Annotated in this window: 19 protein-coding genes; 1 reads left to right on the forward strand and 18 read right to left on the reverse strand. The window is 71.7% G+C overall.

Annotation, left to right across the window (positions count from 1 at the left end; translation table 11 throughout):
• Positions 1-101: 101 nt before the first annotated feature.
• The 6 genes from EV385_RS10100 to EV385_RS10125 all read right to left on the reverse strand — a co-directional run bounded on the left by EV385_RS10100 (position 102) and on the right by EV385_RS10125 (position 7,761).
• Positions 102-977, reverse strand: a complete 876-nt coding sequence (locus EV385_RS10100; RefSeq protein ID WP_130509237.1) for an arylamine N-acetyltransferase family protein — start codon at positions 975-977, stop codon at positions 102-104.
• Positions 978-1,073: 96 nt separating this feature from the next.
• Positions 1,074-1,661, reverse strand: coding sequence for a GTP-binding protein (locus EV385_RS10105; protein ID WP_130509238.1), 588 nt, complete (start codon positions 1,659-1,661; stop codon positions 1,074-1,076).
• Position 1,662: 1 nt separating this feature from the next.
• The gene (locus EV385_RS10110; protein ID WP_130513201.1) at positions 1,663-2,043 is read right to left on the reverse strand and encodes a DUF742 domain-containing protein; all 381 of its coding nucleotides are present in this window, start codon (positions 2,041-2,043) and stop codon (positions 1,663-1,665) included.
• Between the two features lie 92 nt (positions 2,044-2,135).
• A complete protein-coding gene (locus tag EV385_RS10115) occupies positions 2,136-2,537 on the reverse strand; it encodes a roadblock/LC7 domain-containing protein (protein WP_130509239.1) in 402 nt (133 codons plus the stop codon).
• On the reverse strand, positions 2,534-6,181 hold the full coding sequence (locus EV385_RS10120; RefSeq protein ID WP_130509240.1) for a sensor histidine kinase: 3,648 nt from the start codon (positions 6,179-6,181) through the stop codon (positions 2,534-2,536). The genes EV385_RS10115 and EV385_RS10120 overlap by 4 nt, the downstream gene beginning before the upstream one ends.
• A 449-nt stretch (positions 6,182-6,630) precedes the next feature.
• Complete coding sequence (locus EV385_RS10125) at positions 6,631-7,761, reverse strand: adenosine deaminase (RefSeq protein WP_130509241.1); 1,131 nt, start codon at positions 7,759-7,761, stop codon at positions 6,631-6,633.
• A gap of 26 nt (positions 7,762-7,787) precedes the next feature.
• On the opposite strand from EV385_RS10125, the gene EV385_RS10130 reads away from it, so the two are divergent.
• Positions 7,788-8,693, forward strand: a complete 906-nt coding sequence (locus EV385_RS10130) for a methyltransferase domain-containing protein (protein ID WP_130509242.1) — start codon at positions 7,788-7,790, stop codon at positions 8,691-8,693.
• Here the strand turns inward: EV385_RS10130 and EV385_RS10135 are convergent.
• The 12 genes from EV385_RS10135 to trpS form a co-directional block, all read right to left on the reverse strand.
• Positions 8,690-9,370 (reverse strand): DUF4272 domain-containing protein, encoded by a 681-nt coding sequence (locus EV385_RS10135; RefSeq protein ID WP_130509243.1) that lies wholly within the window; start codon positions 9,368-9,370, stop codon positions 8,690-8,692. The genes EV385_RS10130 and EV385_RS10135 overlap by 4 nt on opposite strands.
• Before the next feature lie 5 nt (positions 9,371-9,375).
• On the reverse strand, positions 9,376-10,656 hold the full coding sequence (locus EV385_RS10140) for a thymidine phosphorylase (RefSeq protein ID WP_130509244.1): 1,281 nt from the start codon (positions 10,654-10,656) through the stop codon (positions 9,376-9,378).
• Between the two features lie 46 nt (positions 10,657-10,702).
• The gene (locus tag EV385_RS10145) at positions 10,703-11,416 is read right to left on the reverse strand and encodes a cytidine deaminase (protein ID WP_130509245.1); all 714 of its coding nucleotides are present in this window, start codon (positions 11,414-11,416) and stop codon (positions 10,703-10,705) included.
• 45 nt (positions 11,417-11,461) lie between these two features.
• Positions 11,462-12,730, reverse strand: a complete 1,269-nt coding sequence (locus tag EV385_RS10150; RefSeq protein WP_130509246.1) for an ABC transporter permease — start codon at positions 12,728-12,730, stop codon at positions 11,462-11,464.
• A 4-nt stretch (positions 12,731-12,734) separates the two neighbouring features.
• Entirely contained in the window at positions 12,735-14,066 is a 1,332-nt protein-coding gene (locus EV385_RS10155) for an ABC transporter permease (RefSeq protein WP_130509247.1), read from the reverse strand.
• Positions 14,063-15,571, reverse strand: a complete 1,509-nt coding sequence (locus tag EV385_RS10160) for an ABC transporter ATP-binding protein (protein WP_341273932.1) — start codon at positions 15,569-15,571, stop codon at positions 14,063-14,065. Before EV385_RS10160 ends, EV385_RS10155 begins: the two co-directional genes overlap by 4 nt.
• A 182-nt stretch (positions 15,572-15,753) precedes the next feature.
• Positions 15,754-16,821, reverse strand: a complete 1,068-nt coding sequence (locus EV385_RS10165; RefSeq protein ID WP_207229790.1) for a BMP family lipoprotein — start codon at positions 16,819-16,821, stop codon at positions 15,754-15,756.
• 262 nt (positions 16,822-17,083) lie between these two features.
• Entirely contained in the window at positions 17,084-17,356 is a 273-nt protein-coding gene (locus tag EV385_RS10170) for an SCO4848 family membrane protein (protein WP_130509250.1), read from the reverse strand.
• Positions 17,357-17,384: 28 nt separating this feature from the next.
• Positions 17,385-17,759 (reverse strand): hypothetical protein, encoded by a 375-nt coding sequence (locus tag EV385_RS10175; protein ID WP_130509251.1) that lies wholly within the window; start codon positions 17,757-17,759, stop codon positions 17,385-17,387.
• Positions 17,760-17,766: 7 nt separating this feature from the next.
• Positions 17,767-18,687, reverse strand: a complete 921-nt coding sequence (locus tag EV385_RS10180) for a YihY/virulence factor BrkB family protein (RefSeq protein WP_130509252.1) — start codon at positions 18,685-18,687, stop codon at positions 17,767-17,769.
• Positions 18,688-18,709: 22 nt separating this feature from the next.
• On the reverse strand, positions 18,710-19,285 hold the full coding sequence (locus EV385_RS10185) for a 2'-5' RNA ligase family protein (RefSeq protein WP_130509253.1): 576 nt from the start codon (positions 19,283-19,285) through the stop codon (positions 18,710-18,712).
• Positions 19,286-19,290: 5 nt separating this feature from the next.
• Positions 19,291-20,316 carry a tryptophan--tRNA ligase gene (trpS, locus tag EV385_RS10190; protein WP_130509254.1) on the reverse strand — a complete coding sequence of 342 codons (1,026 nt, stop codon included), beginning with the start codon at positions 20,314-20,316 and terminating at the stop codon, positions 19,291-19,293.
• Positions 20,317-20,357 lie beyond the last annotated feature (41 nt).

The raw sequence follows: 20,357 nt of genomic DNA on the forward strand, positions 1-20,357 counted from the left end.
ACCCGCCGACCCGGGCAGCTGGTGACCGCTCAGGCCTGGCTGGGACGCGCGCAGCTGGTGACCGCTCAGGCCTGGCTGGGACGCGGGCAGCTGGTGACGGCTCAGGCCGAGCTGGCCTGGGTGCTGAGCCATTGCTCGTGGGCGGTGCTCAGGCGTCGCCACAGTGCGGCGCGTTCGGCCGAGGTGACGTCATCGAGGGTGAGCCCGAAAACGTCCGCCAGCGCGGCGAAATAGTCGCGGCGGTCGTCGAGAACGGTGCGGGTGGGCGCCTCCCCCACCCGGCTGAGCACCAGCCCACGCAGAACGTCCGCCCCGGACGCGTCGCGCCGTTGCACGGTCGCCACCCGGACGAAACCGGACTCCGGGGAGGTGGACAGCTCCACGTGCCGCTCGGCGAACGCCGACATCGTCGCCGCTCCGGGGCGGAAGTCCATGCCCAGGAACGCGCCACGCGGATCGTGGTCGAACCGCCACCCGCCCGGCTCGGCCGCCGAGGGGCGCAGGCCGTACCGGAAGGGGCCCTGGCGGTGCTCTCCGCCGGTCAGCGGCAGCGGCTCGTGCAGGCCGTCGCCCATGCCGAGGTCGACGAGCCACTGGCCGCCGGGCGCGGCGGGCGCGGGTAGCCCGGCGACCGTGAGGACGAGGTGGTTGGCGCTGGCACCGGCGGGCTCGTCCGCGCTGCCCTGAACGCCGCCGACGTGCCGGGTGACCCGATAGCCGAGGGCGCTCAGCAGCGCGGAGAAGGCCCCGTTGAGGTGGAAGCAGTAGCCGCCGCGGCCCCGCCCGATGCGCTGGACGGACTCCGCCGGGTCCACCGAGGTGGGCCGGCCCAGCCAGATCTCCAGGCACTCGTACGGCACCCGCTCCGCATGCGCCCGGTGCAGCTCGTGCAGGGCTTCCACGCTCGGCGCCTGCCCGGCCAGGCGGGTGAGGCCGAGCCGCCGAAGGTAGCCGGGGACATCGATGGGGTCAGACATCCGCCCACCCTATCGAACAGGTGTTCGCCGGTGCGTTCCGGACGGAAGCAGCAGGAAACCCCGCTCCGGGTGCCGGAGCGGGGTTTCTCGCGTACGTCAGGCCGGGGCCACCGCGCGTGACCGGCGCATCGTGAGGACGTACTCGACCAGCGAGATGAGCACGTTCTTCGTCGATTCGCGGTTACGGGCGTCGCAGCTGACGACCGGGACCTCGCTCGAGATCGCCAGCGCGTCCCGGACGTCCTGGGCGTTGTGGTACTGCATCCCGTCGAAGCAGTTGATCGCCACCAGGTACGGCAGGCGCCGGTGCTCGAAGAAGTCGATCGCGGCGAAGCAGTCCGCGAGACGCCGGGTGTCGACCATGACGACGGCGCCGATGGCACCGCGTACCAGTTCGTCCCACATGAACCAGAAACGCGTCTGGCCCGGCGTGCCGAACAGGTACAGGATCAGGTCCCGATCGATGCTGATCCGGCCGAAGTCCATGGCCACCGTGGTCGTCGTCTTGCCCGGCACCTGCCGGTTGTCGTCGACACCCACACCGGCGGAAGTCATGATCGCCTCGGTGGTCAGCGGGGTGATCTCCGAGACCGAACCCACCAGCGTCGTCTTGCCGACGCCAAACCCGCCGGCGATGACGATCTTCGCCGACGTAACGCGCCCGGCGGCTTGCCGGCGCGACATATCAGAGCCTGCGAAGTCCACTCAGCACCCTTTCCAGCAGTTCCGTGCCCACCGCATCGGTCTCATCCTCCAGCGACGTCGGCTCGTACACCGCGACCAGGCCATCCGAGGCCATGTCGGCGACGAGTACCCGAGCCACACCGAGCGGCAGCTGCATGCGCGCGGCGATTTCGGCCAGCGACTGAACTCTGCCGCCGTCGCACATCGCCGCGATGTACTGATGCTCGCTGCCCTGCCCACCCCTGCCCGCTCCGGTGGAGCGGCCACGGACGGTTGTTTCGACCAGCGCTTCCAGCGCGATCTCAAGCTTCGGCCGGGTTCGGCCACGGGTCACGGCGTACGGTCTGACCAGCGCGCCGGTCGGCTCATCGCGTTCAGGCATCGTCACCGTTCACCCCATCCCTCGGCCCTTAGAAGTGTCTCTTGTCATTCATCTTTTTGACAGTGACCGGTTGTGATCCCGGCCACGGTCATTCAGCCCAGAACCGCGGCCGAACGTGGCGCCGGCGTCAGCGCCTCGCCGACCCGGTCGACCAGCAGGGCCATCTCGTAGCCCACCTGGCCGACGTCGCAACTGCGGGCTGCCAGCACCGCGAACGACGAGCCGTCGGAGATCGACATCAGGAACAGGAACCCGTTGTCCATCTCCACGACCGTCTGCAGGACCGCGCCGCCCTCGAAGCAGCGCGCTGCCCCCTGGGTCAGGCTGACCAGGCCGGAGGCGATGGCCGCCAGCTGGTCGGCGCGGTCACGCGGAAGGTCGCGCGACGCCGCGAGAAGCAGACCGTCGGCGGATACCGCGATCGCGTGCGCCACCCCGGGAACGCGGTCGGCGAAGTTGGCCAGGAGCCAACCCAGATCCTGCGTAGATGTCATGCCTCATGCTCCTTGCCAGCCTGCGAGGACTGCTGCCCTCCCGGAGTCTCCTCCGGGTTGGTCGATTGTTCCTTGGTGCGACCCCGCTGCACACCCCGGTGGTACGCGGACAGCAGCCCGCGAACCGCCTCCGGCGTACGGCGCTGGACGGAGGTACCGCCCCGATCGACACCGCCGGGGACGAGTTGAGCCATCGGAGTGCGCTTTGGCAAACCCGCCGAGGTGGTGGTCTCGACGGGAGCCTCGGCGGCCGCCCGTGCGGCCTGCCAGCCCTCGTCCGCCGCGGTCTGCCAGGCGGCGTTCCCCGCGGTGGGGCCGCTGCCCGATCCGTTGCCCATGGTCGTCCCGTTGCCCGTGGCCTTGCCGTTGCCGATGGTAGTCCCGTTGCCGGCGGCGATCCCGTTCGCGGCCGCCCCGTTCGAGGCTGCGCCGTTCGAGGCTGCGCCGTTCGAGGCTGCCGCGGTGCTGCCACGGGTCGGCAGGGCACCGACGGTGGCGGCGTCACGGACCTTGTCGGCGGTGCGGCTCTCGGGTGCCGCCGTCGTGGACTGCGCGGCGGCGGCCGGGCGGGTCGGCTCGGCGGTCGAGTACCGCTGGGTGGTGAGCGCGTCGCTCTCCCCATCCGGGGACTTCACCACGCTGCTGCTCCGGTTCGTGGTGAACCAGGCCGACTCGAGCTCCCGGAAGATCGGCAGCTCCATGGTCTCGTCCGCGTACCGGTTGTCGGTCTGGGCGGCGCGCTGCTGTGCGGCCGCGATCTGCGCGGCGGCGGTCGCGTGCGCGGCGGCTGCCTCGGCGGCGGCCGCCTCGTGGGCCGCGACCGCGCGCTCGGCGTCGATCCGCTGCCGGTCCGTGGCGGGCGGCGCCGACTGCGGCGTCCCGGCGGGCGAGCGCTCCGGACGGTACCGGGGCAGCTCGGCCGTCATGTCGAGCGCGGCGGCCAGGTTCTCCGGGACCTGCGGCGTGCCGTTCGCGTCGCCCGCGACCGGGGGCCAGACCGGCGGGGCCGGCTGGGCGGGCGGAGCCGAGCTGGGCACGCCGGAGGCGGGCATCCCGGACACCGGCCGACCACCGTACGGCGGGGCGGACGGTACGGGCGGGGCGGAAGTCGGCGGCACCGGAGGCGCCGAGACGGGCGGCACGAACGGGCTGCGCGCCTGGCTGTCCGGGTTGGCGGGCAGCTGACGCGGGATGGTGGCGCCGAACGCGCCGTCCTCGCCGCGGACCGCCTCGCCGTTGCGCCGCTGCGGCAGGTCGCCGTTGAGGCCCTGGGGGCCGAAGCCCTGCGAACCGAAGCCCTGCGGTGCGGGGCTCTGCGGTGCCGGGCTCTGCGGGGCCGGGCTCTGCGGCGGCGCGAACGGCGACTCCCCGGCGCGCGGGCCGTGGAATCCGTTCGTGCCGTTGAGTCCGGCGCTGCCGTTCGTGTAGCCGTTGGCGGGAGCGCCGGTCAGGTCGGACCAGGCGGGTACCCCACGACCCCCGCCGAGCAGTCCGCCGGAGTTCACCGGCGCGCTGGGGTCGAACGGGCGGCCGGCCGGGAAGCCCTGGCCCGGTCCCCCGCTCTCCAGCGCGAGCGGCTCCGCGAACGGCGACCGCTGCGCCGGCTCGGTGGCGCCGTACGGGGACGCACCGATTCCGTTGCTGGTGGCCCGGGAGGCCACGGCGCTCGACGCGAGGACGCCGAGCGGCAGGCCGACTTCGGCCACCGTGCCGCGCTCGTTGTCGGCCGGGCGCAGCTGCACGGACACGCCGTGCCGGTTGGCCAGCCGGGCGACCACGACGAGGCCCATCATCCGGGAGACGGCCACATCCACCATGGGCGGGTTGGCCAGCCGCTCGTTGAGGTCGCGCAGCTGCTCACGGCTGATGCCGATACCGCGGTCCTCGACCGAGAGCAGGGCGCCGTCGCCCAGCCGCCGCGCCTCGACCAGCACGGTCGAGTTCGGCGGGGAGAACGCGGTCGCGTTGTCGAACAGCTCGGCGACCAGGTGCACCATGTCGTTGACGGCGTGCGCCGACACCTCGATGTCGCGGTCGATCATTCCGAACTCGACGCGCGTGTAGTGCTCCACCTCGGACTGGGCGGCGCGCAACACGTCGATGAGGGCGGCCGGCTCGCGCTGCACACGGGTGGAGTCGGCACCCGCGAGAACCAGGAGGTTCTCGTCGTTGCGGCGCATTCGGGTGGCGAGGTGGTCGAGCTGGAACAGCTCGGCCAGCCGGTCCGGGTCCTCCTCGCCGCGCTCCAGCCGGTCGAGGTGACCGATGAGCCGGTCGACCAGGATCTGCGAACGGCGGGCGAGGTTGACGAACATCGTCGCGACGGAGGAGCGCAGCGCGGCCTGCTCGGCCGCGGTCCGGACCGCTTCCAGGTGGACGGCGTTGAACGCCTCGGTCACCTGCCCGAACTCGTCGCGGCTGCGCACCGGCAGCGGCTCGGCGACCTGGTCGGCGACCTGCGCCGGGGTGAGCGAGCTGGTGAGCGCGGGGTCACGCAGCCGCTCGACCGCCTGGGGCAGGCCGTACTGGGCGACCGAGAGGGCACCCTGGCGCAGCTCGCGCAGCGAACGGGCCATCGAGCGGGCGACCAACCAGGCGAACGTGATGGCCAGCAGGAGCATGCCGATCAGCACGCTGGTCTCGATGAAGACCCGCCGGTTCACGTCGTCGCGCAGGCCGGTGGCCTCCCGCACGATGTCGGCGTCCATCCGCGTCTCGACCTGACGGAAGAGCTTGTTGTAGCCGACCATCGCGGTTTCCCACGACCCGGTGTCGAACGGGATGTCGGTGGTGAACTGGCCCGTACGGGCGCGCAGCTGACCGGTCAGGTTGGTGGCGGCCCGCTCGTCGGCGCCGTCGACCACGCGGTCGAAGAGCGCGATCTCCTCGTCCGTGCCGACGGTGCGCAGGGTCGAGTCGGCGATGGCGAAGCCGGCGTCGGTCAGCAGGAACTTCTGCCGCAGGCCGGCGTTGAAGTCGCCGGCGCCGAGCACCCTGTGGCCGACGCCGCGCTGCTGGGCGACGAAGTCCTTGGCCCGGGCGACCGCGGCCACGGCACGCAGGTGGTCGCTGAGCGTGGTGTCCAGGGCGAGCTGCGCGGAGGCGTCGCGGACGTTCAGCAGGTCGTTGATGAGGGCGCCGTACGCCCCCTCGACGTCGTCGACGGTGAGCTTGTCGTTGGCGGTCTGGCTGCGGACCGCGGGCAGGTCCTCGAGGTTGCGGTCGAGGCGCAGCAGCAGCACGCCGACCTTCTCGGGTACGTCGTCCAGGGCGGCCTTCTGCTGGGCGTACGGCAGCCGGGCGGCGTCCACCTGGGCATGCTCGTCGTTGTACAGCTTCTTGGCGTCGTCCTTCGCCGGGCCCTTGGCCTGCGTGATCGCCACGCCGTAGGCGCGCTCGTTCTGCAGGTGGTCGACCAGACCACCGGCCGCCTCCGAAAGCACCGAGAGGGTGCGGGCACGTTCGGCGTTGTTGGCCTCGCCGATGTGGTCGATCAGGCCGCTGACCCCGACGATCACCGTCGCCAGGGTCGGCACGAGCATGATCAGGCCCAGCTTCGACCAGATGGGGAGATCCCGCAGTCGGCCGGCCGGTCGGCGGAGACGCGACATGACCGCGTTCGCCGGCTTGGGGCGCTTGCTCACGTCACCGTCCTCCTGTTTCGACCCGGCCATCTGCCCGGCCCGGTCCCGCACACGGCTGACTCGCCGCGTCGGGCCCCCGAGATTCCATCACGACGAGTGTCAAAGAGAAAGAGCAGGCGGACACGGACCAATTGTGTGACGCGATGTTGGTGGCCACGTGGTGGGATTCACCAACCCGACGTCACTGTCCGTATATGCCTGCATTCCTCACGGTCACTCGCTTCTGAATGTCCGGCGCCGGCCTCCGGCCACGCTGGACCGCCCCGGTCCGCGAGGATCGGGGCAGCACAGACGATGGCGCGCAGGACACAGGGACCGCAAGGCAAGATGCCAGATTGTGCAGTCTTCGTATACAGGGGAGTGCCCATTCGGAGGAGGCACCCGGCTGAATCGCCAGATTTCGGCCCTCGAAAGGACCTCCGTGTCCCCCATGCCCGGAAAACCGGACTTCAGGCGATCAACTTCGCGTACGCCGGCTTGATCGTTTCGTTGATGATGGCCAGCCGCTCGTCGTACGGGATGAACGCCGATTTCATCGCGTTGATCGTGAGCCACTGCAGTTCGCTCCAGCCCCAGCCGAAGGCCTCGGTCAGCAGCGTCAGCTCCCGCGACATCGAGGTCCCGCTCATGAGCCGGTTGTCCGTGTTGACCGTGACCCGGAAGCGCAGGTCGTGCAGCAGCCCGATGGGGTGCTCGGCGATCGAGGGCGCCGCCCCGGTCTGCACGTTCGACGACGGGCACAGCTCCAGCGGGATGCGCTTGTCCCGGACGTACGCGGCCAGCCGCCCCAGCACCGGGCCACCGGGCGGGGCCGACGCCGAGCCGCCGGTGGGCGTGGTCGAGCCCGCCGACGGCACGTGACCGGTGATGTCGTCCACGATGCGTACCCCGTGGCCGAGCCGGTCCGCACCGCACCACTGGATCGCCTGCCAGATCGACGGCAGCCCGAACGCCTCGCCCGCGTGGATCGTGAAGTGGGCATTCTCCCGCTGCAGGTACTCGAAGGCGTCCAGATGCCGGGTGGGCGGGAAACCGGCCTCCGCCCCGGCGATGTCGAAGCCGACCACGCCCGAGTCGCGGTAGCGCACCGCCAGCTCGGCGATCTCCTGCGACCGCGCCGCGTGCCGCATCGCGGTGAGCAGGGTGCCGATCCGGATCTGCCGGCCCTGCGCGGCCGCCTCGGCGGCCCCGTCCTCGAAGCCGGCGCGGACCGCCTCGACGACCTGTTCCAGGCTCAGCCCGCGCTCCAGGTGCTGCTCCGGTGCGTAGCGCACCTCCGCGTACACCACCCCGTCGGCGGCCAGGTCAAGCGCGCACTCGCGGGCCACCCGGTGCAGGCCCGCCTCGGTCTGCATGACCGCCACCGTGTGCGCGAACGTCTCCAGGTAGCGTTCCAGCGAGCCCGAATCGGCGGCCGCCACGAACCACTGACCCAGCCGCTGCGGGTCGCGCTCCGGCAGCTCATGCCCCACGGCGTCGGCGAGTTCCACCACCGTCGCCGGGCGCAGACCCCCGTCCAGGTGGTCGTGCAGCAGCGCTTTCGGGGCCTTGACGATGTCGGGGTATGAAATGGCGACCATCAGCAGAGCCTAGAGGGATGCCGGGGATGATCGACGCAGCACTGCCGTTCCTGCGGTGCCCGGTGTGTGCGGGCGCACTGCGGCGGGCAGTCCCGGCGGCGTTGCGGTGCCCGCGCGGGCACAGCTTCGACATCGCCCGGCAGGGGTACGCGAGCCTGACCGCGGGCCGCAGCCCGCATTCCGGCGACAGCGCCGAGATGGTCGCCGACCGGGAGAGGTTCCTGGCCGCCGGGCACTACGACTTCATCGCCGACGCCCTGGCCGACGCCGCCCAGACCACAGTCGCCCAGACCACAGCCGCCCAGACCACAGCCGCCGCAAGCGACGCCGTCCAGACGGCGGGCGCTGGGACGGCGGGCGCCGAGGGCCCGGCGGGAGGCGGAACCGGACTCGTGATCGACGCCGGCACCGGCACCGGCCGCTACCTCTCGGCCGTACTCGAAAGACTGCCGGCCGCGACCGGACTCGGCCTGGACGTGTCGAAGCCGGCCCTGCGCCGCGCCGCCCGCGCCCACCCGCGGGCCGCGGCCGTGCACGCGGACCTGTGGCGGCCGCTGCCGCTGGCCGACGGCGCCGCCGACCTCGTGCTCGACGTGTTCGCCCCGCGCAACGGCCCGGAGTTCCGCCGGGTGCTGCGCCCCGGCGGCGCGCTGCTGGTCGTCACCCCCGCGGCGGACCACCTGGCCGAGCTGGTCGAGGGGTACGGCCTGGTCCAGGTCGACCCGGACAAGGCCGAACGGGTCGCGAACAGCCTGAGCGCCGACTTCGTCGAAAAGCACCGCCGGGTGCTGCGCAAGACCCTGCGGCTGAACGGCGACGAGGCCCGCACGCTGATCGGCATGACCCCCAGCGCCCGCCACGTCGCCGCTGCCGAGCTGCCGACCGGCGACGTGACCGTCACGGCGGCCGTGGAACTCACCGTCTACTGCTAGACCGAGAGGTCCACTTCCTCCCAGTCCGGCGGCCGGTCGTGGTAGGGCCCACGGAACACGACGGCCCATTCCAGGGCCCACCGGCGCTGCCCGATCGCGTTGCTGCCCACCTCGCCGGGCAGGGCCAGCCCGTCGCGTTCCGCCTCCTGGAACGCCCAGTCCAGGCAGTAGTACAGGTCCAGCAGGACGGCCGCCTCGACCGCGTCGCGCGGCGCGACCAGTGTCCGGGAGCGCCACTCGCGGAACGTCTCGCCGGAGGGCAGATCCGGCATGACCCGCATCAGCCGGTCCTCGGGACGCGCGGTCGGGTCCAGGTGGCGGCTCAGGCCGAGCAGCCAGGCCAGCGCGAACACCGCGTCGTGGTGCAGCACGAACGACCGGTGGTCACCCTGCGCCCCGGTCACGAACTGCCACTCCGGCGGCGTCACCTCCTCGACCAGGTGCGAGCCGAGCAGCCAGCCCATCGCCAGCTCGGTCGGCATGCCGAAGCAGCGGGCCACCACGACGTGCAGCACGGCCGCCCGGGCCTCGATCTCGGTGGTGCGGCGCAGCTCGACCCCGTCGCCGGGCTCCCACACCAGCGGGAACGACTGCGGCGGCAGCGGCAGCGCGAGCCGCTCCAGCTCGTCGAGGCTCGCCTCGCGGACCGCGCGGGGATCGGGAGCGGCCTTGGTCATCGACGTCAGGCTATGCGATCGATGAGCAGCGGCGTGGGCTCTGGCGCGGCGTCCGCGATCCGGATCGCCGCCTCGGCGTCCGCGCGCGCCGCCGGGATCCGGGCGGGTTCATCCGTACGCAGCTCCAGCAGCGGATCCCCGGCGCGCACCCGGTCGCCGGGGCGCACCTTGAGCACCACGCCGGCCCCGGCGCTGACCGGGTCCTCCTTGCGGGCCCGCCCGGCGCCCAGCCGCCAGGCCGCGATGCCGATTCCGTACGCGTCGAGCCCGGCCACCACCCCGTCCGTGCTCGCCCGCAGCACCTCGGTCTCCTTGGCGCCCGGCAGCGGGGCGTCCGGGTCGCCGCCCTGGGCGCGGATCATCGCGCGCCACGAGTCCATCGCGGCGCCGGACTCCAGCGTCTTCGCCGGGTCGGCGTCGACCCCGGCCACGTCGAGCATCTCCCGGGCCAGGGCGAGGGTCAGCTCCACCACGTCCGCCGGGCCACCGCCCGCCAGCACCTCGACGGACTCGGCCACCTCGATCGCGTTGCCGATCGTCAGGCCCAGCGGGGTCGACATGTCGGTGAGCAGGGCGACCGTACGCACTCCGTGCGCGCCGCCCAGCTCGACCATGGTGCGGGCGAGCTCGCGGGCCGCGCCGACCTCCTTCATGAACGCGCCCGAGCCGACCTTCACGTCCAGCACCAGCGCGCCCGTGCCTTCGGCGATCTTCTTGCTCATGATCGAGCTGGCGATCAGCGGGATGGCCTCTACGGTGCCGGTGACGTCGCGCAGCGCGTACAGCTTGCGGTCGGCGGGGGCCAGCCCCTCGCCGGCCGCGCAGATCACCGCGCCGATGTCGCGCAGCTGTGCGACGAACTCCGGGTTCGACAGCCGGGCCCGCCAGCCCGGGATGGATTCCAGCTTGTCCAGGGTGCCGCCGGTGTGCCCGAGCCCCCGCCCGGACAGCTGCGGGACGGCCACCCCGCAGGCGGCGACCAGCGGGGTCAGCGGCAAGGTGATCTTGTCGCCCACCCCGCCCGTCGAGTGCTTGTCGACGGTCGGGCGCGACACCGCGGACAGGTCGAGCCGCTCCCCGCTGGCGATCATCGCGGCGGTCCACCGGGCGATCTCCGCGCCGGTCATGCCCCGCAGCAGGATGGCCATGGCCAGCGCCGACATCTGCTCGTCCGCCACCACCCCGCGGGTGTACGCGTCGACCACCCAGTCGATCTGGGCGTCGGACAGCGCGTGCCCGTCCCGCTTGGCGATGATGACGTCGACTGCCGCGAACTCGCCGCTCATGGGTTCCTTCCCGATCCGCCGCGTCGTTGCGGCTTCGTGGCCGAGCTTATGACGCTTCCCAACGCTTGCCGATGCCCTCCGGCGGATCGCCCTCACCGGCCCAGGACAGTCCGCCCTCCGCGTCCACCACGACGATGCGGGGGGTGCGCACCCGGGCCCAGCGCACCACGGCGGCGGCGCTCGGCAGGACGGGCCCCTCCTCGAGGATCCCCACCTCGGTGTCGCGCGCGTCGGAGCTGCCCGCCGAGCGTTCCCAGTACCCCGTCCACACCTGCTCGCCGCCGGAGAGGTCGGGGTGCACGAACACCGTGCCGCGCCCCCGGTACCGGGCCAGCCGGGCGGGCACCTCCGGCAGGGCGGCCGGGCCGGTCAGCGCGTCCAGGTCGGCGCGCCCGAACGCGTGCGGCAGCAGTTCGTCCATCCGCAGCGGGCGCGGCACCGCCTCGACGAGGCAGTCCGGGCCGCCGTGCTCGAACAGCAGTTGCCGGCAGCGCCCGCACGGCATCAGCGGCGTGCCGTTGGCGTCGACGCAGGACACCGCGACCAGCTGGCCGCCGCCGCTGGCATGCAGCGCCGAGACCAGGCCGCACTCGGCGCACAGGGTCAGGCCGTACGACGCGTTCTCCACGTTGCAGCCCACCACGACCCGGCCGTCGTCGACGAGCCCGGCCACCCCGACCGGGAAGTCGGAGTACGGGGCGTACGCGTGCCGCATCGCCTCGATCGCGGCGGCCCGCAGCCCCGGCCAGTCGATCTCCATGTCCTGAATTCTGCCCCACCGCCGATATCCGGGCCGCCCCGGACGTCAGCTCTTGATGTACGGCTGCCCGTCGGCGGCCGGGGCGCGGACCCGCCCGACGAGCCCCGCCACTGCCACGATCGTGGCCAGGTACGGCAGCATGTTGAGGAACTGGTTGGGTACCGGGCTGCCCACCGCGCTCAGGTAGAAGGCGAGCTTCTGCGCGAAGCCGAAGAACAGCGCCGCGCCGAGCGCCCCGAACGGCGTCCACCGCCCGAAGATCAGCGCGGCCAGGGCGATGAAGCCCGCACCGGCGGTCATGTTCTTGTTGAAGCTGCCCGTGGCGACCAGCGTGAAGTACGCACCGCCCAGGCCCGCGATGACGCCGCCGAGCAGCACGTTGAGGTAGCGCAGTCCGCGCACCCGGATGCCGACCGTGTCGGCGGCGGTCGGGTGTTCGCCGACCGCCCGGGTCCGCAGGCCCCAGCGGGTCCGCGACAGCCCGAAGTGGACGACCACGACCAGGATCAGCGCCAGCCAGACCAGCGCGTTCGTGTCGAACAGCACCGGACCCACCACGGGGATGTCGGCGAGGCCGGGAATCCGGATGTTCGGCATGCGCGGCGGCTGGTTGTAGCTCGCCGCGTCGGGCTGCATGAGCCGCTCGTAAAGGAAGCCGGTGAGGCCGACCGCCAGCAGGTTGAGCACGATGCCGACGACGACCTGGTCGACCAGGTACCGGATGGCGAGCACGGAGAGCAGCGCCGCGATGATCACCCCGCCGACGACCGCGCTGATCAGCCCGGCGAACACGCTGGCGGTCATGGTGCCGACGAGCGCACCGGCGAACGCGCCCATGAGCAGCTGGCCCTCGATCGCCACGTTGACCACGCCGGAACGTTCGCCCAGCACGCCCGCGAGGGCGCCCAGGATCAGCGGCACCGCCAGCTCCAGCGTGCCGTCCGCGGTGTCCACGAGCGGCAGGAACTTGCCCGCCACCTGCCAGCACAGGAACGACAGCACGAACGCCAGGATGCCGAGCGACAGCAGCATGGTCTGCCACCGCCGCGCGACCCCCACCAGGAGCGCCACCCCGGTACCGATCGTGAACACGCCGAACAGGATCGCGCCGAGCTGGCCGTTGATGCTCAGCGCGGCACCCGAGGCGTCCTCGCTGAGCGTGAACCGGGCGGTCTCGCTGTGCGCCAGCGGACCGAACAGCCCGGTCGCCACCGCCCCCAGCAGCACCAGGGCGGCGCCCAGGCGGCGCTGCCGGTCCCAGAACCGCGTCGGGGCGGTGACCTCGGTCAGTTCCTCAACCGTCGCCGTCGACACGTGACTACCAGCCCTTCGCCATCGAGGTGCCGAGCCGCGCGGAGCGGGCGGCGCGCAGGTGGAAGGTCGCCTTCACCAGGGCAGGTGCGGCGATGAAGATGACGATCAGCGCCTGCAGCACGGTAACCAGCTCCACCGAGATGCCCGTGTACGACTGCATGCGGTTGCCGCCGGCGCGCAGCGCGCCGAACAGTATGGCCGCCAGCAGGGTGCCCCACGGCCGGTTCCGGCCGAGCAGGGCGACCAGCAGGCCGTCGAAGCCGATGTTGCCCGCCACCGCCGGGGTCAGGTTGTGCGCGGTGCCCAGGACCTGGGTGGCACCGCCGAGCCCGGCCAGGGCGCCCGCGGTGACCATGAGCAGCGTGTACGTCCGGCCCACGCTGATCCCGGCGGTCCTGGCGGCGGCCGGGTTGGCGCCGACCGCCCGCAGCTCGAACCCGAACGCGGACCGCTTCAGCAGCCACGCCACGCCGGCCGTGACCAGCACACCGAGCAGGATGCCGAGGTGCACCCGCAGCGGGCCGCCCAGCGCGGGCAGCTCCGCCGACGGCGGCACCGTCTTGCTGATCGCCTCCGAGCGGTCCGGGTCGTGCACGCCGTCCTGCATGATCAGCCAGCCGAGGAACAGGAAGGCGGTGTAGTTCAGCATGATCGTCACGATCACCTCGTGGGCGCCGGTACGCGCCTTGAGGATGCCGGGGATGAAGCCCCACACCGCGCCGCCGATGATCCCGGCCAGCAGCGCGGCGATCAGGTTGAGCACGATCGGCAGGTCGAGGGCGAATCCGGCGACCGCGGCGAAGATCGTACCCATGATCGCCTGGCCCTGGCCGCCGATGTTGAACAGGCCGCCGCGGAACGCCAGCGCCACGGAGAGCCCGGTGAAGATCAGCGGTGCCGCGAAGGTGAGCGTCTCGGAGATCGGGGCGAGCACCTCCTGCCAGCTACCGGTGCCGTCGATCCACGCGGACACCGCCGCCGGGTCCACGATGGCGCCCTTGAACAGGTCGGCGTACGCGGCGCTGACCAGGTCCCAGCTGCCCTGCAGGGCGTCGGCGGGACGGGCGGTGAAGTAGCCGAAGGCCGCCAGCACGTCCGGGTCGGACACCACGATCAGCACCGCGCCGATGACCAGCGCCAGAAGGATCGACAGCACCGTGACGGTGACCGTGTTCGCCGACCACAGGTTGGCCAGGAACACCCGCAGGAAGGAGTCGCCGCCGTCGGCGTCCTTCGCGGGTGGCTCGGACCGCGGGGCGGTGGCGGTCGCCGGGGCCGGTTCCCCGGTCGGCTTCTCCGGTGTCTCCGGCGCGCCGACCGGTCCGTCCGTACTCACTTCGTCCCCTTCTCGTCGGAGCCGGCGTCCGGAGCCTCGCCGGACTCGCCCGTGATGCCCGCCATCAGCAGGCCGATCTCCTCGCGCGGGGTGTCCGGCGACACCGTGGCCAGGACCCGGCCGCGATACATGACCGCGATCCGGTCGGCGAGACCGACGACCTCGTCCAGTTCGCTGGAGATCACCAGGACGGCCGTGCCGGCGTCGCGCTCCTGGACGATGCGCTTGTGGATGAACTCGATCGAGCCGACGTCCACGCCACGGGTGGGCTGGGCGGCGATGAACAGCCGCAGCGGGCGCGACATCTCCCGCGCCACGACGACCTTCTGCTGGTTGCCGCCGGACAGGGTGCCCACGGCCGCGTCCGGCGACGACGTACGCACGTCGAACTGCTCGATCCGCTCCCGGGCCGACGCCGCGACGGCGGAGGGGTCGAGCCGGAACGCGTTGCCGAACGGCGGCCGGTCGTACATGTCGAGGATCAGGTTCTCGGCGACGGAGAACTCCTTGACCACCCCGTCCAGGCTGCGGTCCTCGGGGACGTAGCCGACGCCGGAACGCAGGATCTGCTTGGTGCTCATGCCGGTCAGGTCCTCGTTGTCGACCGTGATGGCACCGGCCCGGGGCTCGCGCAGACCCATCACGGCCTCGACCAGCTCGGTCTGGCCGTTGCCCTGCACCCCGGCGATGCCGAGCACCTCCCCCGCCCGGACCACCAGGTCGACGCCGTCGACCGCGCGGATCCCGCGGTCGTCGTCGACGATCAGGCCGGAGAGCTTCAGCACCTCGCGGCCCGGCTCGGCGGGCGTCTTCGTCACCTCGAGGCTGACCGCCCGGCCGACCATCAGGGCGGCCAGTTCGTCCTCGGGGGTCTGCGGGCTGACGCTGGCGACCGTACGGCCGCGGCGGATGACCGTGATCCGGTCGGCGATCGCCTTGACCTCTTTGAGCTTGTGCGTGATGAAGACGATGGACTTACCGGAGTCGGAGAGCCCGCGCATGACCGCGAGCAGTTCCTCGGTCTCCTGCGGGGTGAGCACCGCGGTGGGCTCGTCGAGGATGAGCAGGTCGACGTCGCGGGTCAGCGCCTTGATGATCTCCACCCGCTGCTGCGCGCCGACCGGCAGGTTCTCCACCAGGGCGTCCGGGTCGACCGGCAGACCGTAGCGCTGCGACACCTCGATGACCTCGCGGCGGGCGCGGCGCCGGTCGAGCCAGCCGAGCGGGCCGCCGCGGGTCTTCTCGGCGCCGAGCGCGAGGTTCTCCGCGACCGTGAAGACCGGCACGAGCATGAAGTGCTGGTGCACCATGCCGATGCCGGCCGCGATGGCGTCGCGGGGGCTGCGGAACGTGCGGGCCTCGCCGTCGACGAGGATCTCACCCTCGTCCGGCTGCAACAGCCCGTACAGCTGGTTCATCAGCGTCGACTTGCCGGCGCCGTTCTCGCCGAGCAGGGCGTGCACCTCGCCGGGCTCGACGGTGAGGTCGATGTGGTCGTTGGCCACCAGGTCGCCGAAGCGCTTGGTGATGCCGCGCAGTTCCAGTCTCAGCGGAGTCTCCTGACAGCGATCACGTGGGTGGCCAACGCGAGGACCGTAACAATTCGGGAGCAGGACCGCCGCCCGGCCGCGAGGAGTCATCCCCACGGCCGCGCGGCGGCCGGACGTACCTACCTGCTAGCGGAGGGTCACTTCGGCGCGCTGGCCGACTCGACCTTGACGGTGCCCGCGATGATGTCCTGCTTGAGCTTGTCGACCTCGGCCTTCAGGCCCGGGTCGACCTTGCTGTCGAACTGGTTGTACGGCGCCAGCGAGACACCGTTGTTCTTCAGCGTGCCGACGAAGCCCGGGGTGGCGGCCAGCTTCGTGCCCTGGGCGCCGGTAACGATGGCCTCCTGCACGGCGTCCTTGATGTTCTTGACGACCGTGGTGAGGAAGACCTCGCAGTACTGCGCCGCGCTCTGGCAGCCGTCCTGGTCGACCCAGATGACCGAGACCTTGCCGCCGGACGCCTTGGCGACGTCCGCGGTGCCGAGCCCGGTGCCACCGGCGACCGGCATGACCACGTCGGCGCCCTGGGCGACGAACGTGTTCGTGATGGCCTTGCCCTTGGCCTGGTCACCGAAGTTCTCGGCGAACGTGCCGTTCTGCTTGGCCTTGTCCCAGCCGAGCACCTGGACGTTCTTGCCCTTGGTCTTGTTGTAGTGCGCGACGCCGTCGGCGAAGCCGTCCATGAAGATGGTCACCGGCGGGATCTTGAGACCGCCGTAGGCGGCCACCTTGCCGGACTTGGAGTAGCCCGCCGCCAGGTAGCCGGCGAGGAACGCGGCCTCCTGCGTCGCGAACTGCATCGGGTACACGTTGGCCGCACCCGGGACCGCGGCGTCCACGATGCCGAACTGCGCGGTGGGGCTCTCGGCCGCGACCTTCTTGGTGGCGTTACCCATCAGGCCGCCGACCGCCAGAATGAAGTTGCACTTCTGGTTGACGAACTGGCGCAGGTTCGGCTCGTAGTCGGACTCCGCGGTGGACGGAGTGTACTTGATCTTGACGTTGCCGGCCTGCTTCTCGGCCCCCTGCATGCCGGCCCACGCCGAGGCGTTGAACGACTTGTCGTCGATGCCTCCGGTGTCGGTGACCATGCACGCCTGGTAGGTGGCGGCGGCGCTGGAACCACCGCTCGGGGTCTTGTCCGGGGCGCTGCCACAGGCCGCAGCGGCGAGCGTCAGCCCACCCGCCGCGAGAATCGCAACCATCCGCTTCCCACGTACTGGGCGCAAGACGCTCTCCTTCCGCTCCACACCGACCCCCGTCGGTGATCTCAGGTCGGGAGCGTATCCCCAGGCCACCGTCGTGGCAGCAATTCACCCGGACTGTTGGCGCACCGTTACCTCGCCGCAATCGCACCCTGAGGTTCGCGCCGGTTTGACCCCGTTGCGACGTAAATTGTCCGGCTGTGAAGGCACCGGCCCGGCAATTTTGCGTCCATACCCGCCGGGGATGCCGATTCTTCCGGCATCACCGCGGGGCGTCGGCAGGCTTTCTCGCCGGATCCGCCGCACGGCTGCGGCCCGCCGCGCGCCACGCCCGGACGCCGAGCACCCCGACCGCCGTGCCGATCGCCAGGGAGGCGGCGATGAGCAGCGCGTGCACCCACAGGAACGAGGTCGGGCCGCCCCCGGCGAAGGACCGGTCGTCCTTCCAGATCGCCACGGCGAAGCGCGGCCAGATCAGCCACGTCCACCCGCCGACTCCAATGAGGAACACCGCCCACCGCCGCGAGATCACCATCCGCCCAGTATGCGGGCCCGCTGACGGGTCAGCCCGTGGTGGGCAGGTTCGCGGCGATGCGGGCGAACGCGGCGCGCACCTCGGCCGCCGTGGGCTCACGCCGGAGCTCGAAGGAGGGATCCTCCTCCTCGGCGGGCGCGGAGTCGGGAGCCGATCGAGACAGCTCGATCTCGTCGCGGATGGCGTCCGCGTCGACCAGCGGCAGCAGCGGCTCCACGACCGCCAGCAGGTCCTCGTCGGCGACCACCGCCCGGGCCAGCGCGAGCGCATGCGGGCGCTCGTAGGGCCCGCAGACCACGGGCTCCCAGTCCTCCTCGTCACCGAGCGCCCCGATCGTGATGACCCATGGCAGGTCGGCCACCGGGGAGTCTTTCGGCAGGTCAAGCGTCACGAGAGTGCCCACGCGCCCATCATTGCGGGCGGCGATGGCGAATCCAGGTATTTTGCCCTACCGGTGCATTTTTGTCCTCGGCGGCGAGGTCCACGACCCGCCCGTGCGGACTGGTCGCCGCCCAGGCCGCGCCGAACAGCAGCAGCTGGTTGAAGACGTACAGATAGACCAGCACCCCGACCGCGCTGGCGACCAGCCCGTACGCGGGATTGCGCTGCACCAGCCGGACGAAGGTCTCCCCCACGGTGTTGAGCAGGGTGATGCCGATGCCCACCTGCAGCACCGGTGGGGCCATCCGCCGGGCGGTCATGTGCAGCCTCGGCACCAGGGCCAGCAGGGCGGCCGCGAACACCATGTTCACCGCGACGGTCAGCAGCACCCCCGCGACCGACAGCGTCCGGGCGAAGCCGCCGTGCGCCAGCCATTCCAGCAACTGCTCCAGTCCGTACGCCGCGAGCTGGGAGGCGGCCAGCAGGACCAGGATGCCGGTCAGCACGGCCAGGTCGAGGACCTGCCGCAGGCCGACGTAGCCGGGCTGCTCGCGCAGGCGCCAGATGAGGCGCTGCGAGGAGCGGATCGCCTCCACCCAGGCGATGCCGGTGAAGGTCAGGCCGACGAGCCCGACGATGCCGACGGTACGGCCACTGTCGAGGATCTGCTGCAGGTCGACGAACGGCAGATTCTGTTCCAGGAAGTCGGTGACGATCGAGTACAGCTCCGAGTTCTTGCTCAGCAGCAGGCCGAACACCGAATAGCCGATGAGGAGCAACGCGAAGAGGGCGAAGAACCCGTAGTACGCGATGGCCGCGGCCAGCCTGCCCCCCTGCACGTCCCAGTAGCGCAGCAGCGCCCGGCACAGGTGGTCGAAGGTGCGCCAGCGGTGCCGTCCGGCCAGGATTCGCGACTCGGCCGCGCCGTACAGCCGGTCGATCGGGTTCACGGGCCGACCGTACCCGGCGGTCTCATGCGCCGAGGGGGAAGTCGCGCCGGGGGCGCCACGGCCCCTCGCCGTCGTGCGAGAACAGGGTGAACGCGGGCACCTCGAAGCGCGCCGAGAACCCGGCGAGATCCTCGAACACCGCGTCCAGCGCCGGGGCCGGGACGTCCTGCGCGACGGTCACGTGCGGGTGGTACGGGAACCGGGCATCGCGGTGCACCCCGTCGGCGGCGGCGATGGCCTCCGCCAGCAGCTCGCACTCGCTGATGCCGACCGCCAGGGTCACGAAGACCACCTCGGTGATCGGCCGGAACGTACCCGTGCCGCGCAGGTGGATGGTGAACGGCTGCTGCCCCGCGGCCACGGCCTCCAGATGCTTCTCGATCCCCGCCAGGGCATCCGTGGCCACCTCGGTGGGCCCCAGCAGGGTCACGTGCGCCGGGGTGTACGCCGCCTGCGGGTCACCGGCCTGTGCCCGGCGCCGGGTCAGGGCGTCCCCCCACGGCTGCGGGATGTCGATCGCGACGCCGATGCGGGTCGTCGCGGCACCCACGCCGCCCGCCGCCGGACCCGGCCTCGCGGCGCTGTCGTCGCCGGTCACCGGTGTCAGGCTCCGCGGCCTGGCGGGAGGAAACCGACCCGGCGGTACGCCTTGTCGAGGGTGGCGGTGGCGACCGCGCGGGCCTTGTCGGCGCCGATCGCCAGCAGCTTGTCGAGGTGGCCCGGGTCGTCCAGGTAGGCGCGGGTGCGCTCCTGGATGGGCGTGACGAAGTCGACCACGACCTCGGCGAGGTCCTTCTTGAGGTCGCCGTAGCCCTTGCCGTCGTACTCCTCCAGCAGCTCGTCGATGGTGCGGGCGGTGAGCGCCGCGTACATCGTGAGCAGGTTGCTGACGCCGGGCTTGTTCTCCTCGTCGTACAGGATCTCGCGGCCGGTGTCGGTCACCGCAGACTTGATCTTCTTGGCGGAGCGGGCCGGGTCCTCCAGCAGCTCGATGATGCCGTTGGGCGAGGACGCCGACTTGCTCATCTTCACGGTCGGTTCCTGCAGGTCGGTGATCTTCGCGGTGTCCTTGACGATGTGCACCGACGGCACGGTGAAGGTCTGCCCGAACCGGGAGTTGAACCGCTGCGCCAGGTCGCGGGTCAGCTCCAGGTGCTGCCGCTGGTCCTCGCCGACCGGCACCGCGTCCGCCTGGTACAGCAGGATGTCGGCGGCCTGCAGGATCGGGTACGTGAACAGGCCCACGCTGGCGGAGTCCGAGCCCTGCTTGGCGGACTTGTCCTTGAACTGCACCATGCGGCCCGCCTCGCCGAAGCCGGTGATGCAGCTCAGCACCCAGGCCAGCTGGGCGTGCTCGGGCACGTGGGACTGCACGAACAGCGTGCACCGCTCGGGGTCGAGCCCGACCGCCAGCAACTGCGCGACCGACAGCCGGGTCCGGTTGCGCAGCACCGCCGGGTCGTGCCCCGCCGTGATGGCGTGCAGGTCGACAACGCAGTAGAACGCGTCGGACGTCTCCTGCATGGCGACCCAGTTGCGCACCGCGCCGAGGTAGTTGCCGAGATGGAAGGAGTCGGCGGTCGGCTGGATACCGGAGAACACTCGCGGGCGGCGGGCGGGGTCGGACATGAGCGCCATTGTGTCAGCCCGCGTGGACGGTCCGTCAAACG

It is taken from the genome of Krasilnikovia cinnamomea, from assembly GCF_004217545.1.
In the GTDB taxonomy this organism is placed as follows: domain Bacteria; phylum Actinomycetota; class Actinomycetes; order Mycobacteriales; family Micromonosporaceae; genus Actinoplanes; species Actinoplanes cinnamomeus.

Coding starts and splice junctions, on each gene's coding strand:
- EV385_RS10100 (WP_130509237.1), bottom strand. CDS start 977: ATGTCTGACCCCATCGATGTCCCCGGCTACCTTCGGCGGCTCGGCCTC.
- EV385_RS10105 (WP_130509238.1), bottom strand. CDS start 1,661: ATGTCGCGCCGGCAAGCCGCCGGGCGCGTTACGTCGGCGAAGATCGTC.
- EV385_RS10110 (WP_130513201.1), bottom strand. CDS start 2,043: ATGCCTGAACGCGATGAGCCGACCGGCGCGCTGGTCAGACCGTACGCC.
- EV385_RS10115 (WP_130509239.1), bottom strand. CDS start 2,537: ATGACATCTACGCAGGATCTGGGTTGGCTCCTGGCCAACTTCGCCGAC.
- EV385_RS10125 (WP_130509241.1), bottom strand. CDS start 7,761: ATGGTCGCCATTTCATACCCCGACATCGTCAAGGCCCCGAAAGCGCTG.
- EV385_RS10130 (WP_130509242.1), top strand. CDS start 7,788: ATGATCGACGCAGCACTGCCGTTCCTGCGGTGCCCGGTGTGTGCGGGC.
- EV385_RS10135 (WP_130509243.1), bottom strand. CDS start 9,370: ATGACCAAGGCCGCTCCCGATCCCCGCGCGGTCCGCGAGGCGAGCCTC.
- EV385_RS10140 (WP_130509244.1), bottom strand. CDS start 10,656: ATGAGCGGCGAGTTCGCGGCAGTCGACGTCATCATCGCCAAGCGGGAC.
- EV385_RS10145 (WP_130509245.1), bottom strand. CDS start 11,416: ATGGAGATCGACTGGCCGGGGCTGCGGGCCGCCGCGATCGAGGCGATG.
- EV385_RS10165 (WP_207229790.1), bottom strand. CDS start 16,821: ATGGTTGCGATTCTCGCGGCGGGTGGGCTGACGCTCGCCGCTGCGGCC.
- EV385_RS10170 (WP_130509250.1), bottom strand. CDS start 17,356: ATGGTGATCTCGCGGCGGTGGGCGGTGTTCCTCATTGGAGTCGGCGGG.
- trpS (WP_130509254.1), bottom strand. CDS start 20,316: ATGTCCGACCCCGCCCGCCGCCCGCGAGTGTTCTCCGGTATCCAGCCG.